Source organism: Phytohabitans houttuyneae, assembly GCF_011764425.1.
Lineage (GTDB): Bacteria > Actinomycetota > Actinomycetes > Mycobacteriales > Micromonosporaceae > Phytohabitans > Phytohabitans houttuyneae.
Window position 1 is genome coordinate 1,216,342 of sequence record NZ_BLPF01000003.1, and the last position, 17,359, is coordinate 1,233,700.

Consider the following 17,359-nt stretch of genomic DNA (forward strand, 5'->3'; position numbering starts at 1 on the left):
GCCCTCACCTGGCCGCCCCGTCCGGAATCGTGGCGGCCAGGTGGTCGGGGGTGAGCGCGCGTAGGAACTCGCGCGCGTCGAACCGGGCGCCGGCACAGGCCACGCCCGGCTTGGCGCCCTCCCCGGCCAGGAGCCGCACGGCCGCCTCCACGACGAGAGGTGCCGTCACCGCGTAGATGTCGCGGCCGCTCGCGGAGGCGCGGCGGGCGACGCCGCCGCTGTGGGCGATCACCTCCACATGGAACGTCTGCGCCGACCGCCCGCTCGCGTCCACCGGCACCGGACCGGCCGGGTCGTCGGCGTGCAGGTCGTCGACCGCCTCGGTGTTCATGTACGTCTCGATCTCCGGCACCTCGATGTGCGTCGGGATCGTCGCCGAGTCGGCCATCGTGAACTCGCCGACCACCGCCCGCCGCCCGCCCGCGAACGGAAACTGCGTGCGGGGCGCCGCCCCGTCGCGGTACCGCAGCCGCCCGCCGGTGTGCACGACCCGCCGGCCACCCCGGCGCTCCGCGGAGACCCGTCCGGTCGCGCGGGTGCCGTGGGTCGGGTGCCAGTCGCTCAGGTCGTACCCGATGACGATGCGGTCCGCCGTGGTCGCGCCGCCCAGGGCGGCGGTGGCGAGCAGGTCGCCCAGGCCGCCGAAGAACGCGACCGCCGGTACGACCGGGATCGGCGCGCCCGCGTGCCGCGCGAAGGTGTCGCCGATCACCTCGAGCTCGGCGGTGACGTCGAGGTAGGGCACGCCGGCCCGGATGGCCGCCGCGAGCACCGGCTCAGCCGTCTCGGCGAACGGGCCGGCACAGTTGATCACGGCGTCCACCGCGCCGAAAGCGCGGTCCAGGTCGGTGTCGCGGGCACAGGGGACGGGGGTCAGGCCGCGCCGGTCGAGCTCGGCGAGGACGAAGCGGCCGGTACGCCCGGTGGCGCCCGGCACGGCGATGCGTGCGTTCACGCGACCAGCATCGCGTGCGGTGACGATCTCCACGAGCGTCGTGAACGACGTCACCCGTACAGTTTCGGACATGCACACGGTCGCGCTCGCCGTCACCGACGGCACCCCGCTCTACGAGCTCGCGGCGGCCTGCGAGGTGTTCGGCGCGGATCGGGACCTGGCGGCCACGTGGTACACGTTCACCGTCTGCGGCGACCGGGACGCGGCAGTCGGCGGCTGGCTGCGGGCCGGCCCCCAACGCGGCCTCGACGCCCTCGCGGAGGCCGACACCGTGATCGTCCCGTCCTGCCGCGACGCCGCCGAACCGCCGCCGCCCACCCTGGTCGCCGCCGTCCGCGCGGCCCACGCCGCCGGCGCGCGGGTGGCGTCGCTGTGCACGGGCGCGTTCGTGCTGGCGGAGGCCGGCCTGCTCGACGGCCGCCGGGCCACCACCCACTGGGCGCACACCGACCTGATGCGCGAGCGGTACCCGGCGGTGCGCGTCGACCCGGACGTGCTCTACGTCGACGAGGGCGACGTGCTCACCTCCGCGGGCAAGGCGGCCGGCATGGACCTGTGCCTGCACCTGATCCGGCGCGACCACGGCACAGCGGTCGCCAACGCGCTGGCCCGCACGCTCGTCGTGCCGCCGCACCGGCCGGGCGGGCAGGCGCAGTACATCCCGGCCGCCGTCGCGCACGGCCGCGACCCGGTGCTCGCGGGCGTCCTCGCGTGGGCGCAGGAGCGCCTCGACCAGCCGACGACGGTCAGCGACCTGGCCCGCCGCGCCGGCATGAGCCCGCGCAACCTGATCCGCCACTTCACGGCGATTACCGGGCAGAGCCCGCTGCGCTGGCTGCACCACCAGCGGGTACGCCAGGCGCAGGAGCTGCTGGAGACCACCGACCTGAGCGTCGAGCAGGTGGCGGCCCGCACCGGCATGGGCACCGCGACGACGCTGCGCCGCCACTTCAGCCAGCAGGTCGGCGTGCCGCCCGAGGCGTACCGCCGCACGTTCCGCGCCCGCGCGTGAGGCTCGCCCGGAAAGTCGTGCGGATTTCTCGGCGCCGGCTGTCCGGATCCGCGCGCGCCGTTCGTCAGGGTGGTGAGATCCAGATGAGAAGGAGTCCTGAGATGAAGTACATGATGCTTGTCTGCACCGACACCGAGCCGGACACCGACCGGAGCGCCGAGCCGGACATCGAGGTGTGGGTGGCGGAGAACGACGCCAAGGGCCGCCGCCTCGACGGGCACGAGCTGGCCCCGGTGAGCGCGGCGACCACCGTGCGCGTGCGCAACGGCGAGCTGCTGGTCTCGGACGGGCCGTTCGCCGAGACCAAGGAGATGATCGTGGGCTACGACCTGCTGGAGTGCGCCGACCTGGACGAGGCTATCGAGGTGGCCCGGACACACCCGATGGCGCGGGGCGGGCGGATCGAGCTGCGCCCGTTCGCGGACCTTGGCTGAGGAGCCCGCCGCTCCAGCGGGTGAGCCAGGCGGGCCGGTCGCGTCCGGACCGGCCGCGGGGCGGCCCGGACGCGGCGCCGACCCGGACGTCGCGGTCGCGGCTCCGGCCGGCAGCGGTGCGTCCGCCGCTCGCGCCCAGACAGCGGCGGACGGTGCCGGCGACCCGGTGGCCGCCGGTGACGGACTCGGCAGCGGTGCGTCCGCGGCGGCGGGCGCTGAGCGGCCGGTGGCGGTCGGGGATGGCGGGGGGCACGCCGCGGCGGAGGCCGCCGCGGCCGCCGCCCGGGAGTCGCACGCCCAGGTCGTGGCGACGCTGATCCGGGTCACCGGCGACTGGACGCTCGCCGAGGACTGCGCGCAGGAGGCGCTCGTGCAGGCGCTCCAGCGGTGGCCCGCCGGCGGCGTGCCCGCCAACCCGGCCGGCTGGCTGATGACCGTGGCCCGCAACCGGGCGACCGACGTGCTGCGCCGCGCGACCGTCGAGCGCCGCAAGCTGCGCGAGCTCGCCGCGCTCGCGCCCACCGACGCGGAACCGGCGACAGGGGAGGAGGAGGTCGTGGACGACCGGCTCCGGCTCATCTTCACGTGCTGCCACCCCGCGCTCGCCCTCGACGCCCGCGTGGCGCTGACCCTGCGCACCGTCTGCGGGATCCCGACGCCCGACATCGCCCGCGCGTTCCTGGTCACCGAGTCGACCATGACCCGCCGCCTCACGCGGGCCAAGACGAAGATCGCGGAGGCGCGCATCCCGTACCGGGTGCCGGCCGGCCCGGCCCTCGCCGAGCGGCTGCCGGGCGTCCTCGCCGTGCTGTACCTGCTCTTCACCCGCGGTTACAACGCCGACGGCGAGCCCGCGTTCGCCGACGAGGCGATCCGGCTGGCGCGGCTGCTGGACAGCCTGATGCCCGGGCAGCCGGAGGTCCCGGCGCTGCTCGCCCTCTTCCTGCTCCAGGACTCCCGCCGCCACGCCCGCCGCGACGCCGCCGGCGACCTCGTCCCGCTCGACCGGCAGGACCGCGGCCGCTGGGACCACGCGGCGATCGCCGAAGGGCTCGCCGTGCTGGGCCGGGTGCGGGAGGACGGCCCGTACGCGCTGCAGGCCCGCATCGCCGCCGGCCACGCCACCGCGCGCTCGGTCGAGTCGACGGACTGGCCCGCCATCGCCGGCTGGTACGACGCGCTCGCCGCCCTCACGCCCTCGCCCGTCGTGGCGCTCAACCGCGCCGTCGCGCACGGCTACGCCTACGGGCCGCGGGCCGGGCTGGCCCTGCTCGCCGAGGCGCGGGCGGGCGGTGCGCTCGACGGGTACCCGCTCGCCCTGGCCGCGGAGGCCGACCTGACCGCCCGACTGGGCGACCGCGCGCGGGCGGCGGCCCTCTTCCGCGAGGCGGCGGCGCAGACCCACGCCGAGCCGGAACGGCGCGCGCTCCTCGACCGCGCCGACGAGGCCCTCGCGTAAGTCGGCGTCGTGCACTGACCAGGGCTCTTGATCACACGCGCAACCAATGGCCGGTCACGTCTTACATACGAGCTGGTCACGAGGCTCACGCTTGGGTCTCGGCTTGGCCACGGCAGGATCCCACAGCTCTGTTGATCTGTCCAAATTGCCATCAGTCACCCGTACGGGGAGGGACACGATGGTCAGGTACCGACAGTTCGCAGTGGTCGTGGGGCTCGCGGCGCTGCTGGCCGCCGCGGGATGCGGGTCCGGCGGCGACCAGAGCGACTCGTCCGCGCCCGAGCCGTTGCCGGACCGGCACCGGCAGAGCACTCCCGGCCCGGAGCGGGGCGGCGAGACGCGGGCGCAGGACGATCCACAGTCGACGTTCGCGATCGATGTGGACACCGCGTCGTACGGGTACGCCCGCCGGCTCATCAACGACGGCCACCGGCCGGACGCCGAGCAGGTGCGGCCGGAGGAGTTCGTCAACGCGTTCGACCAGGACTACCCGGAGCCGGGCGGCGACGGGTTCGCGGTGCACGTCGACGGGGCGCGGCTGCCGAGGTTTCACGAAGCCGAGGGCGACGTGCGGCTGATGCGGGTGGGGCTGCGCACCCGGGGCGAGGACGCCGGGACGCGCGAGGACGCCGCGCTGACGTTCGTGGTCGACGTGTCCGGCTCGATGGGCGAGCCGGGGCGCCTCGACCTCGTGCAGGACGCCCTGCACACGCTCGTCGACGAGCTGCGGCCGACCGACTCGGTGGCGATCGTCGCGTTCAGCGGTGAGGCCGAGGTCGTCCGGGAGATGACGCCCGTCTCCGACGCGCGCCCCCTGCACCGCGCGGTCGACGCGCTGCGCACCCGCAGCAGCACCAACCTCGAGGCCGGGCTGGTGCTCGGGTACAAGGTGGCGCGCGAAGGCTTCCGGCCCGGCCGCACCAACCGGGTGATCGTGCTGTCGGACGGGCTGGCCAACACGGGCAGCACCCGGGCCGACGACATCCTGGAACGGGTGAGCGAGGAGGCGGACAAGGAGATCGCGCTGCTCGGTGTCGGGGTCGGCAGCGAGTACGGCGACGCGCTCATGGAACGGCTCGCCGACCGCGGCGACGGCTTCGTCGTGTACGTCAGCGAGCGCGAGCAGGCCCGCGACGTCTTCGTCCACAAGCTGCCCGCCACCCTCGCGGTACGCGCGCTCGACGCCAAGGTGCAGGTCACGTTCGACCCGGAGGCGGTGCGCTCGTACCGGCTGATCGGCTACGAGAACCGCGTGCTCGCCGACGAGGACTTCCGCGACGACCGGGTCGACGGCGGCGAGGTCGGCCCCGGCCACAGCGTGACCGCGCTCTACGAGGTGCGGCTGACCGGCGAGTCAGCCCGCGACGCGCGGGTCGCCCGCGTGCAGGCCCGCTGGCTCGACCCGCGCACGCGGGACGCGGCGGAGGTGTACGAGTCGGTCACCGTGTCCGACCTGAGCGGCGGCTTCGACGCGGCCGGCCCCCGGCTGCGGATGTGCTACGCCGCCGGCTTCTTCGCCGAGGCGCTGCGCGGCGGCGGTGCGGTGCCGCTCGACGCGCTCGGCCCGGTGGCCCGCCGCGCCGGCGACGACACCCGCGACCCGGCGGTACGCGACCTCGCCGCGCTGATCGACCGCGCCGCGGACCTCGACTGACAGACCGTGTGCGGCTCCCCGCCGCTGCCTGGCGGGGAGCCGTCCGGGCAGACCCCCTTCCGGGTTTCCGCTTCCGCCGGGGTAACCCTCGGGCCGCGGCGGCCGGCGCCTAGGCTGGCCGGATGCGGCTCGACATGCTCACCGCTCACCGCGACACCGGTGCGGCGCTGCTCACCTACTGCGACGGTGCTACCGGCGAGCGCACCACGCTCACCCCGGTCGAGCTGGGGCAGTGGGCCGCCCGCACCGCGGGGCTGCTGGCCGACGGCTGCGGCCTGGCGGCCGGTGATCGCGCGGCCGTGCTGCTGCCGCCGCACTGGCAGACCGCCGCGGTGCTGCTCGGCGCCTGGTCGATCGGGGTGACCGTGTCGTACCGGTCGTGGGCCACCGCCGGGCTGCCCGCGGTCGGGCCGGGGCAGGACGAGCCGTACGACGCGGTGTTCGTCTCCCGGCAGCGCCTCGGCAGCTGGCTGGAGAGCGTGCCCGAGGCGCGGCACCGCTTCGTGCACGACCTCGGGCCGGACGCCGCCCCGCTCGACGAGGTGCCCGAGGGCTACCGCGACTTTCTCGGCGAGGCCCGCCACCATCCCGGTGACCTGCCGGCCCAGCAGGCGGTGCGGTACACGGACGCGGCCAGCCCGGACGGCACCACGTACCAGCAATGGGGCGGGATCGCCGCGGAGATCGCGGGGTCGCTCGGCCTGGCGCCCGGCGACCGCGTCATGGTCGACGCCGCGGCCGCGCACCTGCTGCCGGTCACCTGGCTGCTCGCGCCGCTGGCCGCCGGCGCGTCGATCCTTGTCTGCGCCAACCTCGACCGCGACGCGATGGACCGGCGCGCGGCCGCCGAGGGCGTCACGCACGCGCTCTGACGCCTCAGCCGACCAGCTCGCCCAGCGCGGCCGCGAAGACCTCGTGGTGCCGGGCCACGTCGTCGTGCGTGGTCTGCGGGCAGGCCAGCGCCATGTTGTGAAACGGGGTGAGCAGGATCCCCCGGTTTGCCAGGTAGGTGTGCAGGTAGTCCTCCAGCTCCCCGTCGGCGCACGCCGCCGACTCGCCGCCGGTGCGCGGCGCGGGAGAGGCGAAGCGGTACTCCACGCGCGCGCCGAGCTGGCTGACCGACCACGGCAGCCCGTACCCCTCGATGATCTTCCGGGCGCCGGTCGCGAACGCGGTCGCCACCTCGACCATCCCGGCGAACGCCGCGTCGGTCAGCACCTCGCCGAGCGTCGCGCGGGCCGCGGCCAGCGAGAGCGGGTTGCCGGCGAGCGTGCCGCCCACCCCGCCCATGTCGACGAGGTCGAGGTCTGAGCGGTCACTCAGCGCGCCGGCGAGCGCCTCGGTGAGGCCGTACGCCCCGATCGGGATCCCGCCGCCGATCGCCTTGCCGATCGTCACCACGTCGGGCGCGAGGCCCCACGCCGCGGTCGCGCCGCCCGGCCCCGCGGAGAACGTGTGCGTCTCGTCGTTGACCAGGTACGTGCCGTGCCGCCGGGTCAGCTCCCGCACGCCGGCGAGGTAGCCGGGCTCGGGCAGCACGATGCCGATGTTCGTCAGCGCCGGCTCCATCAGCACCGCGGCGACGTCGCCGTGCGCGAGCTCGCGCTCCAGCCCGTCGAGGTCGTTGTACTCGGCGACGCGGCTGGTCGCCGTCACGTCGTAGGGCGCGCCGACGTTGCCCTCGCGGCTGCGCGCCCGCCCGTCCGGCCCCACCACGATCAGCGACTCGTCCACCGAGCCGTGGTAGCAGTAGCTGTTGACGAGCACGCGCGGACGGCCGGTCACCGCCCGCAGCAGCCGGATCGCCCACCGGTTGGCGTCCGTCGCGGTCAGCGCGAAGCTCCACTGTGGAACCCCGAAGCGGCGGGCCAGCTCCGCGCCCACCTCGGCCGCCTCCTCGGTCGGCAGCATCGTGGCCAGCCCGCCCCGCTCGGTCAGCCGCCTCGTCACCGCCTCGACCACCGGCGCCGGCGCGTGACCGGCCATCGCACCGGTGTCGCCCAGGCAGAAGTCGACGTACTCGCGACCGTCCACATCGGTCACCCGCGCGCCGTGGGCGGTCTCGAAGTGGATCGGAAAGCCGGCCGCGGTCTTGTTCATCCACGTCATCGGCACGCGGCCGAAGAGGTGCGCGGCCCGCCCGTACGCGGCGGCGGAGCGGGGGTGCAGGTCGGCGTAGGCCGCGCGCTCGCGGTCCAGCAGGGCGGCCAGTCGGCTGCGGTCGATCATCGGAGAACGCTCCTCACCTGGGCTTTCACCGGCAGCCTAACCGGACACCCCGATTACTCAGGACAGCGGCCGCGGCGGCTCCTAGCCTGTCGGCAGGCACTCTGGAGGGAGCACCCATGTCCGCACGGATCACCCTGCGCCGCTTCGCCGTCGCCTCCGCCACCCTGGCCGGCGCGGCACTGATCGCCGCCGCGTCGGGCGGCGCGCAGGCGCTCGCCACCGCCGCCACCGCGATCGAGTACGGCCTGATCGCCGCGTTCATCGCCGTCTAGGCCGGCGACCGCGGCCGGGCGCTACGCGGCCGCGACTTCGCCGGCCTCGTCGGGCTGCCACCGTCCCGGTACGCGAAGGCCCAGCAGCTTTGACGAAAACCTGCCACGCGAGGTACAGCGAGGACCGAAGCTGACCTAACCGGCTCGTAGCGTGAGTTTCATGATCACTCCATACCGCGTGGAAATCCCGGAAGAGCGCCTCGACGACCTGCGCGCGCGGCTCGCCGCCACCCGGTGGCCGGTACCGCTGCCCGGTGACGGCTGGGACACCGGCGTGCCCGTGGCGTGGCTGCGCGACCTCGCCGAGCACTGGCGTACCGGGTACGACTGGCGGGCCGCCGAGGCGAAGCTCAACGCACACCCGCAGTTCGTCACCGAGATCGACGGGCAGCGGATCCACTTCCTGCACGTGCGCTCGCCCCTGCCGCGCGCCCTCCCGCTGGTACTCACCCACGGGTGGCCGGGCTCGGTGTTCGAGTTCCTGGACCTGATCGGGCCGTTGACCGACCCGGGCGCGCACGGCGGCGACCCGGCCGACGCGTTCGACGTGGTGATCCCGTCCCTGCCGGGCTTCGGCCTGTCCGGGCCGACCGCCGACACCGGGTGGGACACCACGCGGACCGCGCGGGCCTGGGCCGAGCTGATGCGGCGGCTGGGGTACGAGCGGTTCGGCGCGCACGGCGGCGACATCGGCGCGGGGGTCAGCCCCGACCTGGGGCGGGTCGCGCCGGAGCGGGTCGCCGGCGTGCACGTCAACGGCGGGCCCGGACCGGTTCCGCCGGTCCCGCTCTCCGAGGAGGAGATGGCCGCGCTGACCGAGGTCGAGCGGGACCGGGTACGGCGGACCGAGGCGTTCATGCGGGAGGAGTACGGCTACATCGCCATCCAGTCCACCCGGCCGCAGACGCTCGCCTACGGCCTCACCGACTCGCCGGCCGGGCAGCTTGCGTGGATCATGGACAAGTTCCGCGAGTGGACGTACCCGCGGGAGGCGTTGCCCGAGGACGTCGTCGACCGCGACTGGCTGCTCACCAACGCGACACTGTGGTGGCTGACCGGCACCGCGGGCAGCGCGGCCCTGGTGGGGTACGCGAGCGCCGGCGGATGGGGCGAGCCGAAGACCAACTCGGGCGTGCCCACCGGCGCGATCGTGTTCGCCCACGACGTGGGGATCCGCCGCTACGCCGAGGCCGAGAACACCATCACCCGCTGGACCGACGTCGACCGCGGCGGGCACTTCGCCGCCATCGAGGAACCGGCGGCACTCCTCGCCGACCTGCGGGAGTTCTTCCGCGACCTGCGGTAGGCGGCTACGCGAGCAGCAGCCCGAGGTAGTACTCGTCCACGTCGCGGCCGTCGACGACGAGCGACGCACGGCGCAGCCCCTCGATCTGGAAGCCGCACGCCAGCAGCAGCCGGACCGCGGCCTGGTGGTGCGTGGCCGCCGTCAGCTCGACGCGTCGCAGCCCGCGCCGGCGGCACTCGTCGACCGCCGCGCGGGCCAGGCGGGTGCCGATCCCACGCCCCCGCCACCGCGCGTCCACCCCGAGGACGAGGCGGCCGGTGAGCCAGTGCGGGTCGACCTCGACGCGGGCGTACCCGGCGAGCGGCTCGTCCCCACCCGGATCGGCGACGACGTGGAAGCCCGGGCCGCCCGGATCCGGCTGCGCCTCCAGCCGCCGCCGCAGCGCGAGCAGCCGCGTGACGTCGCCTCCGGTGGCCGGGCGGACCGCGGTACCGTCCACGGTGCTCCCTCCGGCGTCGGCCTCCCGCACCGGCCCGCGCGACCGTGCGGGAGCGCCGCCGGCCGCCCGCGAACCGTCCACAAAGGGCGCCGGCACCGCCGCCATCGCGAGCCGGCTGCGGGCGTCCAGCCAGGTGGCCACCTCGCCGTCGTCGCCGCCGCACGCGCGGATGTACGCGGCGACGAGGTCCCGGCTCGGCAGCGTGTTCCGGTGCAGCATGGTGGCGACGGTGCTCGGCGGCAGCGACTCCCGCGTCGCCCGCGCCCGCCGCGCGAGCTGGCGGTACGTGAGGCCCGCGGCTTCCCGGCGGCGGCGCAGGCACAGCACGTACTCGGCGCTGCACCGCGCACCGGCCGGATCGAGGTCACTGACCACTGTGTACCCCCGTGTTTCCCGCTTCCCCGTGTAGCGGGAACCCCGAGCGTGGCGTCGGCCGCCCCTGTCCGGCAAGGCGATCCCTGTCCGGGACAGAACGGCGCGCTGTCCGGGCTGCTCAGGCGGGGTGCGAACGGTTCCGAACAAGCCCGAACGGCCGCACCGGACACGCGGGCCCGGACCCGTTCCTATCCTGGCGTCCTGCGGAACACCCACGGGGAGGTCCCATGATCCGACGCCTGACCACGTTCCTCGCGGCCGCGGCGCTCGCGGTGACGGGCACGTTGATCGTCGCCCGGCCCGCGCTCGCCGCGCCCGAGGACTACCACCTGAGCTGGTTCGAGGCCGCCGAGGGCGACGTCACCGGCACCTACCGGAACGTCATCGGCCAGATCGAGGCCACCGACATCGGCACGGACACGCTGAGCGAGATCACCAACTCCAGCGACCTCGTCATCCAGCCGAGCTGCTCCGACCCGCTGCCGCCGAACGCGACGCCGCTGTGCTTCTCCGCCGGCGACAACAGCGCCGAGGAGTGGATCCCGCAGGGCATCACGACGACAAACGACGCCACCGGCGGGTCCGCGTCGAAGATCCTGGTCAGCTGGTACGACGGGTGCAGCACCGGCACGCAGGGCACCGACTGGGGGCGTCCCAACCAGGGCTGCCAGGACGGGCCGAACACCGACGAGGCGGCGGACAAGGGCGTGCGGATCAGCGTCTACACGCCGCACGTGGGGTACCGCAACGTGCTGCTCGTCGAGCCGTTCTTCAACAGCTCCGACAACCCGTCCTTCCACGCCACCCACATGCACGCCGGCGGCATCGCCCTGTACGGCAACTTCCTGTACGTGGCCGACACCCGGTACGGCATGCGGGTCTTCGACACCCGCAAGATCTTCGACCTCAACGAGCAGCTGAACCCCACCAACCGGCCCACCAACATCAGCGACAAGACCAAGGTCGGGCGGCACAGCAACGTCTGGTACAGCCACGGGTACCGGTGGGTCTGGCCGGCCGTGGGGAGTGGCGGCGCGACGGCACCGGCCACGCCACCGACTGCCAGGGCGTCGGCTTCCCGATGAAGTTCTCGTACCTGAGCGTCGACCGCGCGGCCCGTTACCTGCTCGCCGGCGAGTACTGCCCGAGTGACCGCTCGCAGCCCGGTCGCCTGGCCCGCTGGCAGCTGGGCAGTCAAGCGGCCACCAGCCCGGCGAGCGGGATAGCAAACGGGTGGGCCGTCGACGCCTTCAACCTGCCGATCGACCACATCCAGGGTGGCGCGTCGGTGGGCGGGAGCACGGTCTACCTGAACGCGAGCGACGGCGCGAGCAACTACGGCAAGCTTTGGCGCTACCAGGTCAGCGGCACCTCGCTGACCAGCGGCGCGTACGTGTCAGCGGCCAGGGGCTGCGAGGACCTCAGCTTCGACACCTGGGACCAGCGCATCTACTCGGTGTCCGAGTACCACGACCGCAGGGCCATCTACTACACCCGGCCCAGCGACTTCTGAGCGACCCGCACCGGCCGGCGCGCCCGCCGCCGGCCGGTGCCGGCGCCGCCTGGCGGCATAATGACCTCGATTCGGAGGTACCGCCAGAACCATGATCATATTGATGCACAGCTCCAAGACGATGCGCCCGCCCACGTCGGGCCCCGCACCCACCGGAAGGCCGGCCCTGCTCGACCGGGCCGAGGAGCTCGTCGCCTACCTGCGGACCCTCTCGCCGGCCGAGCTGGCCCGCGTCATGAAGGTCTCCGCCGACCTCGCGACGAAGGTCCGCGACCTGCACGCCGAGTGGAGCACCAAGCCCGACCGCCAGTCGCCCGCCGCCGCCACCTTCGTCGGCGACATCTACAGCGGGCTGCAGGTCGACACGTTCGCCGCCGCCGACCGCACGTACGCGGACCGGCACCTGCGCATCCTCTCCGGCCTCTACGGCATCCTGCGCCCGTTCGACGGCATCAGCCCGTACCGCCTCGAGATGGGATACCGCCTCCCGCGCGGGCCGTACGCGAACCTCTACACGTTCTGGGGCAAGGCCATCGCCGAGCAGCTGCCGGCCAAGGGGCGGATCGTCAACCTCGCCGCCAACGAGTACAGCAAGACCGTCGTGCCGCACGTCGACCCCGCGCGGGTCGTCACGCCCCGCTTCCTCACCGTCGACGCGGCCTCCGGCCAGGCCAAGTTCGTGGTCGTCCACGCGAAGATCGCGCGGGGCGCGTTCGCGCGGTGGCTGGTGACCGGGCGGGTCAAGGAGGGCGCGACCCGGGAGTTCGCCGAGATCGGCTACCGGTACGACGAGGCGCTGAGCACGGAGGCGGAGCCCGCATACGTATGCGAGGAGTTCGGCGGCAAGGGACTGTCGGTGCGGCTGACCTGATCCTCCCGGCTTCACGCGCCGCCGCGTTGGGTATTTGCCGCGATGTGACCACGACGGAGTCCGGGACCGGCCACGACGAGCGCCTGCGCCGCGTGATCAGCCGGCCGATGCTGGCGTTCTTCATCCTCGGCGACGTCCTCGGCGCCGGCGTCTACTCGCTGACCGGCGACGTCGGCGGCGAGGTGGGCGGGGCGATCTGGCTGGCGTTCCTGGTGGCGTTCGCGCTCGCGTTCCTCACCGCGTTCGCGTACCTCGAACTTGTCACCAAGTACCCGCAGGCCGCCGGCGGCGCCCTCTACACCGACCGGGCGTTCGGCCTGCCGTTCCTGACGTTCCTCGTCACGTTCGCCATCATGGCCTCCGGCGTCACCTCGGCCACGTTCGCGGCCAGCCGGGTCGGCGGCGACTACTTCACCGGCCTCACCGGGGTCGAGTCCCCGCCCACCGTCCTCATCGGAGTCGTGGCGATCCTGCTCGTCGCGGCCATCAACCTGTGGGGCGTGGCCGAGTCGGTCCGGGTCAACATCGCCATCACGCTCGTCGAGCTCGCCGGCCTGCTGTTCGTGATCGGCATCGGCGCGGTCGTGCTGGCCGGCGGGGACGGCGACCCCGCGCAGGCGTTCGAGTTCGCCGGCTCGGGCTTCGGCGTCGTGACCGGCGTGCTCGCCGGGGCGGCCACCGCCTTCTACGCGTTCCTCGGCTTCGAGGACTCGGTCAACCTGGCCGAGGAGACGAAGGAACCGAGCCGCTCCTTCCCGCCCGCCATGATCACGGGGCTGCTGCTGGCCGCCGTCGTGTACCTGCTGGTCGCCTTCACCGCCGCGATGACCGTCCCGCTCGACGTGCTCACCGAGTCCAGCGGCCCGCTGCTGGAGGTCGTCCGCCGCGGCGCGCCCGACCTGCCCGCCGACGAGATCTTCTCCGCCGTCTCGATCTTCGCGGTCTCCAACACGATGCTCATCAACATGCTGATGGCCTCCCGCCTGCTCTACGGCATGGCCGGCCGCGGCGTACTCCCCGGCGTGTTCGGCCGCCTGACCGCGCGGCGCACGCCGTGGGTCGCCATCGCGTTCACGACCGGGCTGTCAGTCCTGCTGCTGGCCACCGTCGACGACCTCGGCGACCTGTCGGACACCACGGTGCTGCTGCTGACCGCGGTCTTCCTTCTGGTCAACATCGCCGCGTTGGTCCTGCGCCGCGATCCGGTCGCGCACGACCATTTCCGGGCCCCGACGGTGGTACTGGTGCTCGGCGCGCTGGTCTCCGCGGTGTTCCTGCTGCCGATCACCCGCGAGGCGTCGATCTACGTGCTCGCGCTGTGGCTGCTGCTCGCGGGCGTCGTCCTGTGGGCGGTGAACCGGCTGCTGATGCGCACCGCCGCGAACCGGTAGCGGCCCCCGCCGGCCGGCCGCGCCGGCCCGCGGGGACCCGTGGCCCTATGACACGACGCAGCTCACGCCGTCCGGACCCTCACCGACCTTCTCCGGCTCGTCACCGCTGTCGTTGCCCTCGAACAGGTCGCAGAGCCCGATGTCGCCGCCGTTGACGGTGATGCCGGACAGCCGCGCGGTGTCGCCGAAGTTGACGTTGATGCCGACCAGCACGCCGCCCGGCGCGGTCGCGGTGACGTTGCTGAGCACCACGTCGCGGCGGGCCTGGGTGGAGCAGTTGCCGCAGGACCGGTACAGCTTGCCGAAGTCCTCGACCTCGAAGTCGCGGATCGTGACGGAGCCGCCCGCGCCCCGGTTGTCCTGGAACACCTTGTCCTCGGCGCCGCTCGCCCCGCCGCCGTCCACCACGACGGTCGCCCCGCTGCCCCGGAACGTGGCGGCGTCCTCGCCCACGTCCTCCCAGAAGACGTTGCGCAGCGTGCAGGTGCCCTGGCAGTGCACCCCGTCCGCGGCGGGCGCGCCGATGATGACGTTGGCGAGGGTGGCGCCGTCGGCGAGGCGGAACAGCGGGTCCTGCCCCTCGTCCTGACCGCCGCCACCGAGGTCGCCGCCGCCGACGAACCGGCGGTTGGTGCCGTCGAACGTGCCGCTGACCGCCATGGTCGCGGTGAGCGTCACCTGGCCGGTAGCCGGCGGCGCGTCGGCCGCGGCGAGGTGCGCGCCGCCGACGCCGGCGACGACGAGCACGGCCGCGGCCGCCCCGACGATGATGCCGCCACGCCATTTGCTGATTGCTCGAACAGACATGTGTCGTGACCTTCCAACGGGAACTCTTGCCGGTCTGGAACGCGCAAGAGTGCCCAGGTCAACGAGCGGAGAGCCGGGGACGGAGGATGACCGTCCACGCGGGTCGACCGGGGCGATTCGTCCATACACCTCCGGAAGAAAGCGGTTTCCTTTCTCCGGGCGAGGCTAGGGCAAGACGCCGACGCCCGTCAATGCCGACCTTCGGGGGAGCGGCGCGGGGTCGCGACCGGGCCGGCCCGCCCGGGTGGCACCGGATCACGGGCCGGCCCGGACCGGGGGTCGCGGGGTGCCGCCGGCGTTGGACCAGCACGATGCCGCCAGCCGGGGCCGAGGGGCGCGCGCCGGGACCGGGGCCCGTGTCGCGCTGGTCGGGTGGGCGGCGTCGGATCGCGCGGAGCCGCCGGGTCCGGGTCTGGGCTGAGCCGGGTGCCCGGGCTTGGTGTCGCCGGTGTCGCCGGTCGGGTTGGCGGCGATGGGTGGCGCGGAGCCGCCGGGTCCGGGGTCTGAGCGGGCGCGCCGCCGGGAGCCGGTGCCGCCGGCCGCGCTGCGGGTTGCCGGCGGGCGGTCACGGCTTCGGCGGGTGCGGTCGCAGCCGGCTGGCCGGGGGAGCGGCGAGCACCTCGGCCCACAGCGACTCGTAGCGCCGTGCCATCCGTTCCGCCGTGAAGGCGGCCAGCGCCCGCTCCCGCGCCTGCCGGCCGAGCCGCCGCCTGCGTGCGGGGTCGGCCGCCAGCCGGCCGATGGCGTCGGCGAGCGCGGCGGTGTCGCCGGTCGGCACCAGGTGTCCGCAGCGGCCGCCGTCCAGCACTTCGGGCACGCCGCCGGTGGCGGTGGCGACGCACGGCAGGCCGGCGCCCATCGCCTCGATGAGGGCCAGGCCGAGGGTCTCGTAGCGGGACGGCTGCACGTAGATGTCCACGTCGCGCAGGTGCTCGTCGACGCGGTCGGTCCAGCCGGTCAGCTCGACCCGGTCGGCGACGCCGAGCCGTGCTGCCTGGGCGCGCAGGGCCGGCTCCTGCGCCCCCGCGCCGATCAGCCTTGCCCGCACGCCGGGCAGGCGGGGCAGCGCGCCGATGAGCACATCCTGGCCTTTGACCGGGTCGAGCCGCCCGACACAGGCCACGACCGACGCGGCGTCCGCGTCGGGCCACCCACCGGAGGCAGGGTCCGCGTCGGGCTGCCCGACACGGCCCCAGACCGGGGCGGCGTCCGCGTCGGGCCACCCACCAGAGCCGGCGTCGGGCTGCCCGACACCGCCCACGAAGGAGCGGGCGTCCGCGTCGGGCCAGCCGTCCGAGCCGGCGTCGGGCTGCCCGCCACGGCCCAAGACGGGGCCGGCGTCCGCGTCAGGCCACCCGCCAGAGCCAGGGTCCGCGTCGGGATGCACAGCACGGTCCACGATGGAGCGAGCGTCGGCGTTGGGCTGGCCGGCACGGCCTGCGGCGGGTGACAAGCGTGGGCGGGCAGCGTTGCCGCCCAGCGGGACTCCATTGTGGATGACGTGGAGCGAGCCGCGGCCCAGGGCGTAGAAGTCCTCCACACGGCGGGCGCCGTCGGCGCTGACGGCCACGTTGGCGTCCAGGCGGAGGGCCAGGGCGCGGGTCCGGAGCAGCAGCGGCAGGTCGACCGTGCGGGCGGCCATGTGGTGTACCGCCACCACGCGCGGCCGCCGCAGGGCGAGTGCCGTGGCCAGCAGGGTCGGGGACGCCCACGGTACCTCCAGGTTGGCCTGCACCACGTCGGGGCGGACGTGGCGCAGCAGCCGTGCGTGGGCGCGGGCGCCTCCGCCGCCGGTCACGTGGTGGGCCAGGCCCGGTCGGTGCGCGGCCAGCCACCGCACCACCGTCTCGTCGGTGCCGGCGACGTGTACCTCATAGGTGTCGCCGAGCCCACCGACCAGGTTGCCCAGCGCGACCTCCGCGCCGCCCACCGCGTCGACGCCGGTGTAGAGCAGGACCCGGGGTCGCCGCCCGCCCGCGCTCACGCGTCCTCGCGGCACGGGCTTTCCAGCCGGAAGAAGTTGCTCTGCCGGCCGTCGCTGCGTTCCTCCTGGTAGATGAAGTTGAGGTGGCGCTCGTCGAACGTCCTGAACCAATCGTCCCAGCTGATCTGGTACAGCCGCTCGCCGCTGTCGCCCAGCGGGAAGTCGAAGGTCAGCACGCCGGCCCGCTCGTCGTGTTCGGTGCCGGAGATCGTCGCGGGCGCGGCGTCGCGGCGTTCGGCCCACTGGCGGATCACCTCGTGCCCGGTGGTGACCAGGCTCCGGCCGGGACGTTCGGGCCGCTGGTCGGTCGACGTGATCTCCTGCGCGTACCGCAGCGACCGCGAGGTGTCCGGACCCGTGCGGATCCCGCCGTCGCGTTCCGTCTGCTGAGCCATCCGTCAGTCCTCCTCATCGTCGATGAGGGGATGGCTACCCACCGCCGCGCATCCGATACGTCCAGAAAGCATGCATATCGGGGGCCGTGACGGGTACCCCGCGCGCCGTGAGTACAGCGCATGAGCCGGACCCGTACGGCTACGCCGGTGAGGGCACCGTCCCCGACCGGCGCCTGGAGGACCTGGAGGACACGGCCGAGAACATCTCCGTGCCCGTCGACGACCTCACCGAGGACGCCGACGGGCCGGAGGAGGAGTTGTAA

The 17,359-nt window shown here is 74.2% G+C and carries 17 protein-coding genes and 1 pseudogene; 12 read left to right on the plus strand and 6 right to left on the minus strand.

The window, feature by feature from the left end:
• Nucleotides 1-4 precede the first annotated feature (4 nt).
• Entirely contained in the window at nucleotides 5-1,027 is a 1,023-nt protein-coding gene (locus Phou_RS40480; protein WP_246274284.1) for a saccharopine dehydrogenase family protein, read from the minus strand.
• On the opposite strand from Phou_RS40480, the gene Phou_RS40485 reads away from it, so the two are divergent.
• From Phou_RS40485 to Phou_RS40505, 5 genes are all read left to right on the plus strand, one after another.
• Entirely contained in the window at nucleotides 1,026-1,967 is a 942-nt protein-coding gene (locus tag Phou_RS40485) for a GlxA family transcriptional regulator (RefSeq protein WP_173067816.1), read from the plus strand. The two genes, Phou_RS40480 and Phou_RS40485, sit on opposite strands and share 2 nt — an antisense overlap.
• Nucleotides 1,968-2,068: 101 nt before the next feature.
• Nucleotides 2,069-2,401, plus strand: coding sequence for a YciI family protein (locus Phou_RS40490; protein WP_173067819.1), 333 nt, complete (start codon nucleotides 2,069-2,071; stop codon nucleotides 2,399-2,401).
• A gap of 226 nt (nucleotides 2,402-2,627) precedes the next feature.
• Nucleotides 2,628-3,860, plus strand: a complete 1,233-nt coding sequence (locus Phou_RS40495) for an RNA polymerase sigma factor (protein WP_173069040.1) — start codon at nucleotides 2,628-2,630, stop codon at nucleotides 3,858-3,860.
• 178 nt (nucleotides 3,861-4,038) lie between these two features.
• Nucleotides 4,039-5,514 carry a vWA domain-containing protein gene (locus Phou_RS40500; protein WP_173067822.1) on the plus strand — a complete coding sequence of 492 codons (1,476 nt, stop codon included), beginning with the start codon at nucleotides 4,039-4,041 and terminating at the stop codon, nucleotides 5,512-5,514.
• 122 nt (nucleotides 5,515-5,636) lie between these two features.
• Nucleotides 5,637-6,386 (plus strand): TIGR03089 family protein, encoded by a 750-nt coding sequence (locus Phou_RS40505; RefSeq protein WP_246274288.1) that lies wholly within the window; start codon nucleotides 5,637-5,639, stop codon nucleotides 6,384-6,386.
• 4 nt (nucleotides 6,387-6,390) lie between these two features.
• Here the strand turns inward: Phou_RS40505 and Phou_RS40510 are convergent, their stop codons facing one another.
• On the minus strand, nucleotides 6,391-7,743 hold the full coding sequence (locus tag Phou_RS40510; protein WP_173067824.1) for a transaminase: 1,353 nt from the start codon (nucleotides 7,741-7,743) through the stop codon (nucleotides 6,391-6,393).
• A 116-nt stretch (nucleotides 7,744-7,859) separates the two neighbouring features.
• On the opposite strand from Phou_RS40510, the gene Phou_RS40515 reads away from it, so the two are divergent.
• Nucleotides 7,860-8,015, plus strand: coding sequence for a hypothetical protein (locus Phou_RS40515; RefSeq protein ID WP_173067827.1), 156 nt, complete (start codon nucleotides 7,860-7,862; stop codon nucleotides 8,013-8,015).
• A gap of 160 nt (nucleotides 8,016-8,175) precedes the next feature.
• On the plus strand, nucleotides 8,176-9,321 hold the full coding sequence (locus Phou_RS40520) for an epoxide hydrolase family protein (protein ID WP_173067830.1): 1,146 nt from the start codon (nucleotides 8,176-8,178) through the stop codon (nucleotides 9,319-9,321).
• 4 nt (nucleotides 9,322-9,325) lie between these two features.
• Here the strand turns inward: Phou_RS40520 and Phou_RS40525 are convergent, their stop codons facing one another.
• Nucleotides 9,326-10,135: a GNAT family N-acetyltransferase gene (locus Phou_RS40525; RefSeq protein WP_173067835.1), complete on the minus strand. Its 810-nt coding sequence runs from the start codon at nucleotides 10,133-10,135 to the stop codon at nucleotides 9,326-9,328.
• 227 nt (nucleotides 10,136-10,362) lie between these two features.
• On the opposite strand from Phou_RS40525, the gene Phou_RS40530 reads away from it, so the two are divergent.
• The 4 genes from Phou_RS40530 (at nucleotide 10,363) to Phou_RS40545 (ending at nucleotide 13,910) form a co-directional block, all read left to right on the plus strand.
• Nucleotides 10,363-11,220: a hypothetical protein gene (locus Phou_RS40530; RefSeq protein WP_173067838.1), complete on the plus strand. Its 858-nt coding sequence runs from the start codon at nucleotides 10,363-10,365 to the stop codon at nucleotides 11,218-11,220.
• Nucleotides 11,217-11,648 carry a hypothetical protein gene (locus Phou_RS40535; protein WP_173067841.1) on the plus strand — a complete coding sequence of 144 codons (432 nt, stop codon included), beginning with the start codon at nucleotides 11,217-11,219 and terminating at the stop codon, nucleotides 11,646-11,648. The genes Phou_RS40530 and Phou_RS40535 overlap by 4 nt, the downstream gene beginning before the upstream one ends.
• Before the next feature lie 91 nt (nucleotides 11,649-11,739).
• The gene (locus tag Phou_RS40540) at nucleotides 11,740-12,519 is read left to right on the plus strand and encodes a YaaA family protein (protein ID WP_173067844.1); all 780 of its coding nucleotides are present in this window, start codon (nucleotides 11,740-11,742) and stop codon (nucleotides 12,517-12,519) included.
• A gap of 44 nt (nucleotides 12,520-12,563) precedes the next feature.
• On the plus strand, nucleotides 12,564-13,910 hold the full coding sequence (locus tag Phou_RS40545) for an APC family permease (protein WP_246274295.1): 1,347 nt from the start codon (nucleotides 12,564-12,566) through the stop codon (nucleotides 13,908-13,910).
• Between the two features lie 45 nt (nucleotides 13,911-13,955).
• Here the strand turns inward: Phou_RS40545 and Phou_RS40550 are convergent, their stop codons facing one another.
• From Phou_RS40550 to Phou_RS40560, 3 genes and pseudogenes are all read right to left on the minus strand, one after another.
• Nucleotides 13,956-14,717, minus strand: coding sequence for a pectate lyase (locus tag Phou_RS40550; RefSeq protein ID WP_173067850.1), 762 nt, complete (start codon nucleotides 14,715-14,717; stop codon nucleotides 13,956-13,958).
• 565 nt (nucleotides 14,718-15,282) lie between these two features.
• Nucleotides 15,283-16,701 (minus strand): glycosyltransferase family 4 protein, encoded by a 1,419-nt coding sequence (locus tag Phou_RS40555; protein WP_173067853.1) that lies wholly within the window; start codon nucleotides 16,699-16,701, stop codon nucleotides 15,283-15,285.
• Nucleotides 16,698-17,078, minus strand: a pseudogene (locus Phou_RS40560) (hypothetical protein); the annotation flags it as partial. The gene Phou_RS40555 and the pseudogene Phou_RS40560, both read right to left, overlap by 4 nt.
• Before the next feature lie 125 nt (nucleotides 17,079-17,203).
• Between Phou_RS40560 and Phou_RS40565 the strand changes: the two are divergent.
• On the plus strand, nucleotides 17,204-17,359 hold the full coding sequence (locus Phou_RS40565; RefSeq protein WP_173067859.1) for a hypothetical protein: 156 nt from the start codon (nucleotides 17,204-17,206) through the stop codon (nucleotides 17,357-17,359).